General features: G+C 42.1%; 8 protein-coding genes. All 8 read left to right on the top strand.

From position 1 onward, the window contains the following. The first annotated feature begins 133 nt into the window (after positions 1 to 133). Positions 134 to 1,645, top strand: coding sequence for a sigma 54-interacting transcriptional regulator (locus tag Q0A08_RS05925; protein ID WP_438465560.1), 1,512 nt, complete (start codon positions 134 to 136; stop codon positions 1,643 to 1,645). A 197-nt stretch (positions 1,646 to 1,842) separates the two neighbouring features. Then, the gene (locus Q0A08_RS05920; protein WP_438465559.1) at positions 1,843 to 3,450 is read left to right on the top strand and encodes a type I restriction-modification system subunit M; all 1,608 of its coding nucleotides are present in this window, start codon (positions 1,843 to 1,845) and stop codon (positions 3,448 to 3,450) included. Next, a complete protein-coding gene (locus Q0A08_RS05915; protein WP_438465558.1) occupies positions 3,447 to 4,631 on the top strand; it encodes a restriction endonuclease subunit S in 1,185 nt (394 codons plus the stop codon). Before Q0A08_RS05920 ends, Q0A08_RS05915 begins: the two co-directional genes overlap by 4 nt. Before the next feature lie 26 nt (positions 4,632 to 4,657). Further along, positions 4,658 to 8,284 carry a DEAD/DEAH box helicase family protein gene (locus Q0A08_RS05910; protein ID WP_438465557.1) on the top strand — a complete coding sequence of 1,209 codons (3,627 nt, stop codon included), beginning with the start codon at positions 4,658 to 4,660 and terminating at the stop codon, positions 8,282 to 8,284. A gap of 301 nt (positions 8,285 to 8,585) precedes the next feature. Next, on the top strand, positions 8,586 to 10,874 hold the full coding sequence (locus Q0A08_RS05905; RefSeq protein WP_438465556.1) for an AAA family ATPase: 2,289 nt from the start codon (positions 8,586 to 8,588) through the stop codon (positions 10,872 to 10,874). 5 nt (positions 10,875 to 10,879) lie between these two features. Then, positions 10,880 to 12,211 carry an McrC family protein gene (locus tag Q0A08_RS05900; protein ID WP_438465555.1) on the top strand — a complete coding sequence of 444 codons (1,332 nt, stop codon included), beginning with the start codon at positions 10,880 to 10,882 and terminating at the stop codon, positions 12,209 to 12,211. A 218-nt stretch (positions 12,212 to 12,429) separates the two neighbouring features. Further along, positions 12,430 to 13,119: a vWA domain-containing protein gene (locus Q0A08_RS05895; RefSeq protein ID WP_438465554.1), complete on the top strand. Its 690-nt coding sequence runs from the start codon at positions 12,430 to 12,432 to the stop codon at positions 13,117 to 13,119. After that, a complete protein-coding gene (locus Q0A08_RS05890) occupies positions 13,119 to 13,817 on the top strand; it encodes a PP2C family serine/threonine-protein phosphatase (protein WP_438465553.1) in 699 nt (232 codons plus the stop codon). The genes Q0A08_RS05895 and Q0A08_RS05890 overlap by 1 nt, the downstream gene beginning before the upstream one ends. The last annotated feature ends 2 nt before the right edge of the window (positions 13,818 to 13,819 follow it).

Raw genomic sequence — 13,819 nt, 5'->3', positions numbered from 1 at the left:
TTATTGGCTTGCAAAGATCTTGCATGAAACATGAAAAATAATTCTCTGTTACGAACTAAATACTTAACCTAAATGACTTTTAAGATATGAATGTGATTAAATGAATTACCTTTAATTTATATGAAAGTAGCAGATGGAACGTATTCTCATTGCCTGGATAGGCGGCTTCGATATTGATAATGGCCATGATGGCGGCACAGGTGCGATTCATGCGACCTTAACCCAAGATGACATCACTTATTCCCGTGCTTATTTTCTCTGCAATTACGACAAAGCATTTAAAGATTCCGATGCTTACCTTGATTGGCTTAACACCCAGACTGAAACCACATTACACAAAGATGATATAACGCTCACCAGCCCTCAAGACTTTGGTGAAATCTACGACGCGGCAGATAAGCTACTTAGCCAAGTACAAGCTCAGCACCCCAAAGCACAACTCAGTATTCAAATAAGCCCTGGCACCCCCGCGATGCAGGCGGTTTGGATCTTGCTGGGTAAAACCAAATATCCAAACGTCACCTTCTTGCAAAGTAGTAAAGAGCAGGGAGTGCATGAAGCTCATATTCCCTTCAATATCTCCGCTGAATTCCAGCTAGGGAATAAGCTAACTGACCTTGCTACATCTAATGTGCCAACCCATGCGGCCTTTGATGATATTAAAACCCAAAATGCGGATATGAATCGGCTCAAACAAAAAGCCAGTGTTTTAGCCAGTCACGATATTCCTGTCTTGATCAATGGCGCCTCTGGCACAGGTAAAGAGCTCTTCGCCACCGCCATTCATAATGCCAGTGAGCGACGTTCGCAGCCGTTACAAATCCTTAACTGTGGTGCCATTCCCAAAGAGTTGATTGATAGCACCTTGTTTGGACATAAAAAAGGGGCTTTTACCGGGGCATTGTCCGACCAAAAAGGGGTATTTGAGGCGGCCAATGGCGGCACACTCTTTTTAGATGAATTTGGCGAGCTGCCGCTGGATGCCCAAGTCAGATTATTGCGGGTACTACAAGAAGGCACCTTAAACCGAGTAGGGGATAGTAAAACCATTAAGGTCGATGTGCGCCTTATCTGCGCGACTAACAAAGATCTGATGCAAGCGGTCGCTTCTGGCGAGTTTCGAGAAGATCTTTTTTATCGCATTGCTGTAGGTGTATTAAACCTACCGCCTATTAAAGAGCGCAAGGGTGACTTGATTTACCTTGCCGATACCTTGCTTGAGCAAATTAGCCCGCAGTTCAGTACTTCTGGCGAGTTACAAGCGGGTATGAATGAGTCAAAACAAGGGGATAAAAAACTTTCTCCTAAGGCAAAAAATATTATCCTCTCTCACGATTGGCCCGGTAATGTGCGCGAGCTTCACAGCACCTTATTGCGGGCTTGCCTTTGGTATAAAGGAGCAATAATTAGCGAGCAAGAGCTCACGGATGCCATGTTTGCTAAAGCACAAGGATCCGCTAAGGAACAAGCGATAACTTTAGATCAAGCAGTTGATTTACAAGAAATTTTAGATTCATTGGAAGAGAAGTATGTGCGCCTTGCTTGGCAAAAAACTAACGGCCAGAAGAAAAAAGCCGCTGAGTTATTAGGCTTTTCCAGTTATCAGAATTACAACAAACGCTTAGAAAAATACGGAATTAAATAAATTTGGCACAGGTCTTGTTAAGCCCTTGTAAAAAGAGCTTGTAAATAGCCCTTGAATTAAAGCCATTTAGGCAGCAAAGTAGCGGCCAAATACACTATACAAGTCGTCTTCATAGGATAAGACATCACTTCACGTGATAAAAAAGCAAAATGAAATGAAGGCGATCAGATAAACCGTTTAAAAGAGTTAGATGCAGTATGTTAACAGGTAAAATTCGTAGTCAAATTGATCAAGTATGGGAGATGTTCTGGACAGGTGGGGTAGCAAACCCGATATCTGTGATCGAGCAAATTTCTTACCTGTTATTTATTCGTCGTTTGGATGAACTTCAACGCACCGAAGAGCGCCGTGCTCAGGCTACAAGCTTACCCGTGCGTAATCCCATTTTTGGGCCAGATGAGCAAGCCCTGCGCTGGAACAATTTTAAAGACAAAGACCCAGAACTCATGTTGGATCTGGTGCAAAATAAAGTTTTCCCTAAAATCAAATCCCTGCAAAACCAAGGCAGCTTTGCTGAGCACATGCAAGATGCCATCTTTATGATCCCTTCGGCCAAATTGCTGGACCAAGTGGTGCAGCTGTTAAATGCCATCAATATGGATGACAAGGACACCAAGGGCGATTTATACGAATACCTTTTAAGCAAGCTGCAACAATCTGGGGTCAATGGTCAGTTTCGTACTCCCCGTAACATCATCCAAATGATGGTGGAGCTCATGCAGCCAAAACCCGGTGATACCATTTGTGATCCATCTTCTGGCACCTGTGGTTTCTTGATGGCCGCGGTCGAGCATGTGGAAAACCATCACAAAAGCGAAATTAACAAACCCCTGAACCGTGCCCATTTTAACAATGACATGTTTACCGGTTACGACTTTGATAAACACATGTTGCGCATTGGTGCCATGAACATGTTGTTGCACGGTATCGAAAACCCTAGCGTACATTATCGTGATAGTTTGCAAGATCAAGGGGCAGAGAACATCAGCGAAGCCTTTAACCTGATTCTGGCAAATCCGCCTTTTAAAGGGTCAGTAGACTTTGATATTGTCGCACCGGATTTATTGCGTGCCTTGGGTAAGAACCCAGCGGCGAAAAAGCCTAAACCGACCTATAAAACCGAAATCGACGAAGACGGCAATGAGATTCAGGTGGCGGTGAAGAAAAAGGGCCCCACGGAAAAATCCGAACTGCTCTTTTTAGCCCTGATTTTACGCATGTTAAAAGTCGGTGGCCGTGCAGCGGCCATCGTGCCAGACGGGGTACTGTTTGGCTCGACCAAGTCCCACAAAAGCATTCGTGAAAAAATCGTTAACGAGCAAAAACTCGAAGCGGTTATTTCTTTACCTTCTGGTGTCTTTAAACCTTACGCTGGTGTCAGCACGGCTATTTTGATCTTCACCAAAACCAACTGTGGCGGTACCGATAAGGTCTGGTTCTATGACATGCAGGCCGATGGTTATTCTCTTGATGATAAGCGCACAAAGCTAACCAAAGACAATGAAGAAGCCACCCACGAACAAAGCAATATTCCTGACATTATTCGCCGCTTTAACACCCTGAGTAATGAGGATGGCACGCCGAATACGGAAAGCGGGGAGTTAGCTCGTGCTAAAACCGAACAGAGCTTTATGGTGGCAGCTGATGAGATTATTGCGAATGGCTATGACCTCAGCCTTAACCGTTACAAAGAAGTGGTGTACCAAGAGGTGCAATACGACAGCCCCCAAGAGATTCTTGAGCGCATTAAAGCCTTGCAAGACAAGATGGCCAAGGGTGTCGCAGAGTTGGAGGAATTGTTGTGAGTTGGCCTTTGGTGAAATTGGGCAGTATCTCTGTAGAGCGAGGAGGATCATTAAATCCTGAGAAATTTCCGGATGAACGCTTTGATCTTTTTAGTATTCCATCATATGACATTGGCGTACCAGAAGTTTTACTAGGTAATGAAATAGGATCTAGCAAAAAACTTGTTGAGCCAGGTGATGTCCTTCTGTCAAAAATTGTCCCCCATATTAAACGCGTTTGGATTGTAGGAAAGAATAGAGGAAGAAGGCAAATAGCATCAGGTGAATGGATTGTATATAGAACTAAAAAAGTTGATGCCGAATTTTTAAGGTTTTTTCTATTATCTGATGCTTTCAGAACACGATTCATGAGCACTGTGAAAGGTGTTGGCGGTTCATTATTGCGGGCTACCCCAAGTCAAGTAAATGAATTTAAACTCCCACTCCCTCTTCTCGAAACTCAAAAGCAAATCGCAGCGGTGTTAGAAAAAGCGGATCAACTGCGTAAAGACTGCCAGCAAATGGAGCAAGAACTCAACAGCCTCGCCCAGTCTGTGTTTATTGATATGTTTGGTGACCCCGTGACGAATCCGAAAGGGTGGGAAACCTCCTCACTTAAAAAGCTTGTTTCTGTTTTGAGTGGTGCTACGCCTTCAAAGTCAAATAAAAAATATTGGACAGGTAATTATCCTTGGGTATCTCCTAAGGATATGAAAGTAACAGAAATATCAGATTCTATTGACCATGTGAGTGATCTAGCATTTGAAGAAACAAACTTGAAGCAAATCTCAGTGAACTCGATTCTTATTGTTGTTAGAGGGATGATTCTAGCTCATACAGTTCCAGTCGCAATTACTAGAAAAAATTTAGCTATAAACCAAGATATTAAAGCGCTAACTGTTAAAAATGGATCTCTGAGTAATGAATTTCTTTTGTGGGTATTAAAGATAATGCATGAAAAGTTACTCGATATAGTGTCAACTGCCGCACATGGCACAAAGCGAATTGATATGGACGACCTTCTCTCATTGGAAATAATACTTCCATGCGCTGATTTACAAGATAAATTCATAAAAGTAATTACTTCATTGAATTTACTTAAAGAAAATAATATGAAGGAATCTATGTTATATAAAGATAATTTCAACTCCCTCATGCAACGTGCTTTTAAAGGCGAACTCAACCTCACCGCTCCCGTGTAACGCTTACCCCGTATAAGGATGTACCCATGCCAGATAATCTGACGAATCACCAAGGCCTCCCGCAAAGTAACTTTGCTTTCTTGCAAGTGTGGGAGGATTTGTCTGAACTTATGGTCCGAGCCCAAAGCGCAGAGGCTGCCCTCAAGGCGAGCCCGGCGGGGCCCTGTGATCCTCGCATTGCCGGCTTCTATGCCCGCAATGCCTTGGAGTACATGGTGAAACTGGTGTTTGATCTTGATACTTGGCTGACGCATCCGCGTCACGATACGGGTTTGATGAGCTTGATTCATGATAAGGGCTTTAAAGATAACTTGCCCTATGATCTCTTCCCCAAGCTTAAGCTGATTATCAAACTCGGTAACGAGGCGGTACACGGTAAATCCCCTCTTAACAGGCGAGATGCACTGCAAGCGGTAAAAGAGTTACACCATGTTTTATATTGGTTTGTGCGCACCTATGCCCCGAATTTAGATAGAAACACCTTTCAAGTTGATCTCTTTGATGAGGCCTTGATCCCAGAAAAAGTGGCCTTGGATACGGATGTGGCGATTAAGGCTTTATCCAGCATTAAAAAGCTCAAAGCCCTAGAAAAAGAGCAAGCGGAAAAAGACCAAGCTAAGCGTGAAGAGCAGGCCAAGCAACTTAAAGAAAACGACGTACTTCGCGCCCAAAACCAAGCCCTGTTAGCGCAAATTGAGCAAGCCAAGCAAGAGTCAGCGGCCATTGTAGATGTACATGATTATCACGAGGCCGAAACCCGAGATTATTTAATCGATGTGTTATTGGCAGAAGCCGGCTGGCCCCTAAAGAACCAGCGCGATCGTGAATATCCTGTTTGCCATATGCCGGTTTCCAGTGTTAACCCACAGGGTAATGGTTTTGTGGATTATGTTTTGTGGGATGATGATGGTACTGCCTTGGCGGTGGTGGAGGCGAAACGCTCAACTAAAGACCCCCGTGTTGGTCAGCAGCAGGCGAAGCTATATGCAGACTGCTTGGAAAAACAAACCGGCACTCGCCCCATTATTTTTTATAGCAATGGTTATCAGACCTTTTTATGGGACGATAGCTTTTACCCACCAAGAGAAGTGCAAGGTTTTTATACCAAGGATGAGCTGGCTCTTATGATTAAACGTCGCCATGAGCGTTTGCCGTTTTTTCATAAGGGTGTGAAAACAAAAGAGCTTAAAATCAATAACGATATTACCAACCGCCACTATCAAAAAGCCGCTATTTATAATGTATTGCAGCATTTTGAAGAAGATCACGCCCGTAAGGCTTTATTGGTCATGGCAACGGGCACAGGTAAAACCCGTACTGTGATGAGTTTGGTTGAGTTATTAAGCAAAAATAATTGGGTTAAAAATGTGCTTTTCTTGGCAGACCGTAATGCCTTGTTAACCCAAGCAAAAAAGAACTTTGTCAAACTGCTACCTAACATAAGTTGCACCATTTTAAGCTCGTCTCTTACCAAAGACAGTATCGATAGCCGCTTGTATTTCGCCACTTATCCCACCATGAAAAACCTGTTGGATAAAGGGGCCGATGAACGGCCTTTTGGCGTGGGTCATTTTGATCTGGTGATCATTGATGAAGCTCATCGCTCTGTGTATGCCAAGTATCGTCAGATCTTTAGCTATTTTGACGGCTTGCTGGTGGGACTAACGGCCACCCCAAAAGGGGAGGTAGAGCAGGATACCTACGGGATTTTTGATTTACAAAAAGGCATGCCGACCTATGCCTATGAAGATGACAGTGCCTATGGGGAAGGCTATTTAGTGCCGCCGACTAAAATTTCGGTGGCCACCAAGTTTGTGCGAGAAGGCATTAAATATAATGACCTCAGTGATGATGAAAAGTTGGAGTGGGAGAGCAAACCTGAACTAGAAGACAGGGAAGAAGTGCTGCCCTCTGAGATTAATAACTTTTTGCATAATGAAGACACGGCGGAAAAAATGTTTGCCCAGCTATTGGATAAAGGCCCAGATGGGGGAATCCATGTTGAAGGCGGGGATGTGATAGGTAAAACCATCATCTTTGCGGCGAACAATGACCATGCGGTTTTCTTACAAAAGGTGTTTGATAAGAATTACCCTAAATGGGCGGGTAAACTCGCCCGTGTCATCACCCATGCCGAAAAATACTCGCAAAGTTTAATCACTGAGTTTGAAGGGGATGAGAACGACCCGAAAGAGTTTGATCCTAAGAACCCAACCTGTCGCATTGCCATCTCAGTAGACATGCTAGATACGGGCATAGATGTGCCTGAGGTGGTGAATCTGGTGTTTTATAAGGTGGTGCGCTCTAAGGTGAAATTCACCCAGATGATAGGCCGAGGCACCAGACTCAAACCTAATCTCTTTGGCCCAGCAAGTGATGGCAGTGAGGACAAAACGACCTTTAAAGTATTCGATTATTGTCAGAATTTTGAATACTTTGATGCCAACCCAGAAGGCATGCCGATCAGTGTAACGAAACCTGTGACACAACAAATTTTTGATAAGCGTGCCTTGATGGGCAACTTGATTAATCAGCAGCTCGATAATCAGGCTTATGTGAATGAACAGCCGGAAGATGCTGAACGTTTGCGTCATTTAAAGGCTTATCAGCTGGATATGTTGCATCATCAAGTTGTGGGGATGAATTTAGATAATTTTATCGTTCGACCGAAACGTCAAATCATCGAACCTTTTTTAGTGCGAGATTACTGGGATAGCTTGGATGATAGTCAGTTATATGAATTAGAAAATCATATTTCTGCTTTACCTAGTGAAGCAGATGCCTTTAATCAGGATGAGCAGCTTGGGCACTTGTCTTATCGCTTTGATAACTTGATTTTAACCTTGCAGCTTGAGGTATTAAAAAAGGGCCATGTTTCTGACAAGGGCCGCGTGCGTGTGATGGAATTGGCGCAACAGCTTGAAGCAAAAACCAGCGTACCTGCGGTACGGGCTCAACTGGCATTGATTCAAGACATACAAACCCAACATTTTTGGGAAGATATTCATCTGGTGACCCTAGAAGACGTAAGGCGTGCTCTGCGTAACCTGATGTTTGCCCTTGATAAAGAGCAAAAAGAGAAGGTTTATACCAATTTCGAGGATGAAATATTAGGTGTGCATGATGTTACGGCAACCTACAATATGCCCGGTCTCGACCTAATGCAATATCGTAAAAAGACAGAGCTTTATATTAAAGAGCATCAAGACCAGCTCACCATTCAAAAGCTCAAGCGCAACCTGCCGATTACGCAAGCGGATTTGGACGTTTTAGAAGGCTTATTACTGGATGCCAGCGGCATGGCAGACAAAGCAGCTTACCGTGAAAAAGTACTGGAAGATAAACCTTTAGGCACCTTTATCCGTGAACTGGTGGGCCTTGACTTGAGCGCCGCCAAAGCGGCTTTCAGTCACTTCTTAGACGAAGGCGCTTATAACCCAGAGCAAATCCATTTCGTTAATAAGGTGATTGACCATTTGTTAGATAATGGCGTGCTCCCTGTCGAACATATTTTTGCCCCACCTTTTACCGATGATCACCACGAAGGAGCGTATGGCTTCTTCGATGAAGACAAGGTGGTGAAGCTTTTCAACACCATTTGTACCATCAACGACAACGCCGATGTAAAAGGTGATGACGGTAGGGTAGCGTAAAGCTTATTTGTTAAACCATATATAGAAACACTGGCTCGTTATGTTTGAATTGAACTCAAATGTAACTAGTCAGTGATTAAGCACAGGCAATGACGCCAGCAGGACTTAAGGAGTGAGTTTGAAGAGCCTATCTTTTATTTTTAATTTATCAACTCTTAACTCATTTCTTTGTGTGAGAGGCCATTATAGGTTGCTTGCCACTTGCTTGGTGTTGGCTCGAAAAGATAACTCTTAGAATACACATTAAATGATTATGTTAGTGCGCCTTTCGGTGTGCGTTTTATTATAAATAGGACTTATGATGAGTGAGCTACAAAAATTATGGGACAGTTTTATTTCTCGTTGGCCTTTTAAAAACCTTTCCAGTATGACGTTAGAGCAATACGTTTCGGTTGATGATCAGGATACCTTTACTTATTGGTTAGAAACTAAAACTAAAAAACTCGGCTCTATACAAGGTAATACGTCAGCTAAATTTGGTATTTATAAGCGAGCTAAAGAAGGAAAAGAGCAAAACGGCATTGTACATGGTAAGACGTATTCTTGGCGTACTCTTTGTGGTAAAAATGAGAGTGATGCGTTTTTGTATGTGAAAAATACTTTAATCACTATCGCAAAAGCAGCTTACGAGGGAGATTTAAAAACAATTGATGACGTAAAGCTTGCGCCATTAGTTAAGTGGAAAATTGCATTTCTTTATCAAAACCAAAGAAAACCAAATATTGTTAATGTTTTTGCTAAAGACAAATTAGCAAAGCTGACGCAATTGCCTGAAGAGTCTGAACAGTCAGAGTTTTATAAGCAACTTTCATTGCGATATAGTAAGTCCGTGCATGGGAATATTGCTGAGTTCGGTGAATTTCTTTTATCTAAGTTGGGTAATGGTACTTTAGAGGACCCTGCTCTAAAAGAGTTGATGTCGAATATAACTTTGGAGCAAGAATTAATTCCTTCAAACCAAATTCTTTATGGTCCACCAGGCACAGGTAAAACTTATCATACTATTGATGCGGCGGTAAAAGCGGCCGAACCAAACTTTTATTCTTCCTTAAATATTGATCATAACTTGGGTGCGAATGTAGAGCAGCGTGAGCAGTTGCAAGAGAGATATAGAGAATTATCCATAGATGGTCGTGTGCGCTTTGTTACTTTCCATCAGAGTTATGGATATGAAGAGTTTGTAGAAGGCATTAGTGCAACTACTAATGATGATAAGGGTATTGCTTATTCTATAAAGCCCGGTGTTTTTAAACAGATTTGTGACGCAGCTCGTTTATCCTCACAAACTCAGAATGAAAGTATTAATCCAGAAGGTCGAGTGTGGAAAATATCCATTGAGGGTACTTACCAGAATTCAAGAAAAACTTATTGTTTGGATAATGATTTAGCTGCAATTGGTTGGGATGATACGGGAGACCTCTCTACTAATGAACAAAATGCCTATTTTAAAGGATTGGGTAAGAATGATCAGAATACTCTGATATATTTTTCTCAAGAGATGAGTAAAGGTGATCTGGTTCTTTGTATAAATAGTAATACTTCAGTAGAAGCTGTTGGTGTTGTCAGTGGTGATTATCAATATGTTGAAAGCGGTATTGTTGGTAAAGGATATGCCCATCATTTGCCTGTTAATTGGTTACAAAAGGACTTCTCAGTCGACTTCCAATCAATAAATGGCAATAAACGATTTAATTTGCCAACTTGTTATCCTTTATCGCGTTTATCTGTATCTGACACGATAAGCCATTTGTTATCTCATGGTGTCGATATTAGTGAGAAAGAGAATGCATCAAAGCATTCAGAAAACTATGTGCTTGTTATCGATGAAATTAATCGCGGTAATATCTCTAAAATATTTGGTGAGCTTATCACCTTAATTGAGCCATCAAAGCGTCAGGGCCAGCCTGAAGCCTTGGAGCTGCTATTGCCCCATGCAGAAAATGCAAGCAAGCCTTTCTCTGTCCCAAGTAATTTGCACATCATTGGTACCATGAATACCGCAGACCGTTCTTTAGCCATGATGGATACGGCATTGCGTCGCCGTTTTGATTTTGTGGAAATGATGCCAAAGCCTGAGTTGTTAAAAGGTGATCCGGTCAAAGGTATAGACCTAGAAGAGCTATTAACCACTCTCAATAAGCGTATCGAGATACTTTACGATCGTGAGCATATGCTAGGTCACGCTTTCTTTATGCCGGTTAAAACCTTGATGGAACAAGGAGAAGAAGCATTAGCTTTTACTCAGCTTCAGTCTGTGTTCCAGAATAAGGTGATTCCACTACTTGAGGAGTACTTTTTTGAGGATTGGAGCAAGATACGTTTAGTGCTGGCAGATAACCAGAAACCAGAAGGTTTTCAGTTTGTTTCAGAAAAAACACAAAACAGTAGTGAGTTGAATGCGCTTTTTGGTACAGGTCATAAGTTAGATGAATACGGTCAATCTGTTACCCAGTATACCTTGGCTGAAAATACCTCAGATGTGTGGGAAGAACCGAACGCCTATATTGGTATCTATCAAATCTTGAATGAAAAGAAGATAGATAACAAAGCGCCTGAAAGTGAAGGTGAACTAACTGCTGTAAAAGGTTAGTTGCCATGCATACATCTGTTTTCGAATTCGGTTATTTAACTTCAGGCCAAGTGGCCGCTTCTGAACTTAAGGCGACTTTAATCTCTGCTGATGCGTTTAATTATCTCAAAGAGGTGAGTTTAAGTGCTGCTGAAACTGAAACAAGAAAGTGTCTTAGTTTAAGCAAGCGCTATGGTCATGAGCTAATCCAAGTTAAAAATTATGTGGGCGTCTTGTTCACACCCACGGGTGAACATATTGAGGTACTGCCAAAGGTCGGTCGAAAAGGTGATGATGACAAGCAAACTCAAACCTCATCACGAGATAGCTTGTTGATGATGTTGCAGCATTTAGGCATGTTTCGGCACCTTGTCACTAATCAGGCGAGTATTTCAACTAAACAGATGCCTTTGCTGGAAGTCTTCATTAGCCAATTTCTTGCATCCGTTAACTTGCTCGTGAAACGGGGGTTAAAAAGTGACTATGTGAGAGTGGAGGATAACCAGAGCTTTCTAAAAGGAAAGCTATTGGTTGCCAAACAATTTCGCCATAACTTGGTTAACCAACATAAGTTTTATGTTGAGTTTGATGATTATCAGATTAATCGCCCAGCCAACCGTTTGATTAAAACCGCCATGGTGAAGTTATCAAAATATACCCGCTTGGCCGTGAATCAAAAGTTATTGCGTGAATTGGACTTTGCTTTCACTGACGTACCTTTATCCAAGTCGGTAAAACAAGATATTAATGATCTCAAACTCGATCGAGGTATGAAGGATTATCATGCACCTATAGATTGGGCCAAGCTCATTTTAGAGGGCTTCTCACCCTTGAGTATGCAAGGCAACCACAATGCCTTATCACTACTTTTTCCGATGGAATCGGTATTTGAGAGTTTTGTGGCATCCATTTTGAGGGAGCAATTGGTAGAAGGTGCGGTACTCACCACCCAAGCGAGAAGTAAATATTTGGTGAATCATAATGAGCAGAATCAATTTCAACTCAAGCCCGACTTGTTAATTTCTCTACCTAATGAGAAACAAGTGGTATTGGATACGAAATGGAAGTTGTTAGATAAAGACTCAAGTAATGGTGGCCTCTCCCAATCCGACTTCTACCAGATGTTTGCCTATGGCCATAAGTACCTTGGTGGTAGCGGAGATATGGTGCTCATCTACCCTGCCTGCGACACCTTCAAAGAGCCAATAGAAACCAGCTTTGATTTTAATGCTGAGCTCAAACTCTGGGTGGTGCCAATGGATTTATATCCTAATACAAAAAATAGCAAACGCTTGAGATTGCCAGCAGGTTTTAGTTCGCTATATCACTTTGTGAAGAGTGATAGTGATGAGGTATAAAAAATTACAGATAGATAATAAATATTATCCATGTTGTTTTTGATAAAACCCTGTAAGCCCCGTTTTATGGGGTTTTAATAGTTGGCACACTACTTGATATACGGAATATACAATTATTAAAAGGATAAAACCTTTATTTATCTTTTTTGAAATATTTGAAGTAACTGTCTTTTGTTATTGCTTAAAAAAATTATATTAAAATTAAGGAAAATTTACCGATGTCAAAGTTAAAACAATTTCAAGTTCAAAGTGCTCGCCCATTACCAATTATTATAATGGCTGACACCAGTGGCAGCATGTCTGTCGATGGTAAGATTGATGCACTTAATCATGCTCTAAAAGAAATGATTAGTACCTTTTCTAGTGAAAGCCGGCTAAGGGCTGAGCTACAAGTGTGTGTTATTACTTTTGGTGGTGTCGCTTCAATGCACTTACCACTAACAGCGGCCCATAAAATTGAAGGTTTTGAACCTCTGCCTGCAACAGGTGGCACGCCAATGGGCACGGCTTTTCAGTTGGCTGCAGATATGATGGAAGACCAAGAAATAATTCCATCTCGTGCTTATAAACCTGTGGTTGTACTTATTTCAGATGGTCATCCAACTGACGATATTAATTCATCGTTCGATCTGCTAATGAATGGCGAGAGATCAAGTAAGGCAACTCGGTTTGCCATGGGTATTGGTGCTGATGCAGAGTTAAGTTTGCTGAGTGATTTTGCCAATGACTTAGAAGCCCCGGTTTTTAAAGCTGAAAATGCTCGCGACATTCATCGTTTCTTCAAGGCGGTGACTATGAGTGTGACGACTCGTAGTCGATCGACTACTCCTAACCAATCCACCCCACTTGAACTACCTCCCGTTTCAGAAAATGAAAACGACGACGAGTTTGAAGAGCTGGATTTCTAATGAAGCTTGCTGCAACTGGCTGCTCAGTGGTTGGCCCAGTTCATCAGCAAGATAACCAACCTAATCAAGATACTGTGCTCGTACAAGGCATTAGAAAAGGGTGGTGTATTGCTGTGTGTGATGGGCTAGGGAGTCGCAAGCTCAGTCACAAGGGGTCTAGGCTCGCGGCAAATCTAATTCGGTTAGCTATTAGACAACCAGATGCTGTTGACTGCTCTGCTGAAACAATCAGTTTAGGTTTACAAAAGAACTGGCTTGTTGCTGTTGATCAGAATTCATCACCTTATGAAACTACCTGTCTTTGGGCTTCGGTTGATTCAAATGGTGTATTAAAAAGTGCGCAGGTTGGTGATGGTTTGTTGTTGGTTCGAAGTGAAGGAAGGTTTTCGGTGATTACACCAGAGCGTTCTGGCTTCGGTAACCAAACGCAAACTTTATCTCACGCCAAACTATGTGATTGGTCTTTTGGAGAAACGGCTCTCAGTCAAGTTGGTGATGGTGTGCTACTGATGACAGACGGGGTTTCAGATGACTTGATTCCCGAACAGCTAGAGCCATTTTTTGAAGCTGTATATGAGCAACTTAAACGAACAAATAAACGTCGCTGTAAAGTTTGGCTAAATCAAGAGCTGACAGAATGGAGTACCCCATTACATGGGGATGATAAAAGCATTGCTGGCATATTCAGGGTTGAATAGAA

The sequence above is a fragment of the Marinomonas sp. PE14-40 genome (assembly GCF_051623805.1).
GTDB lineage: Bacteria > Pseudomonadota > Gammaproteobacteria > Pseudomonadales > Marinomonadaceae > Marinomonas.
This window is presented reverse-complemented; position numbering and strand designations above follow the sequence as displayed.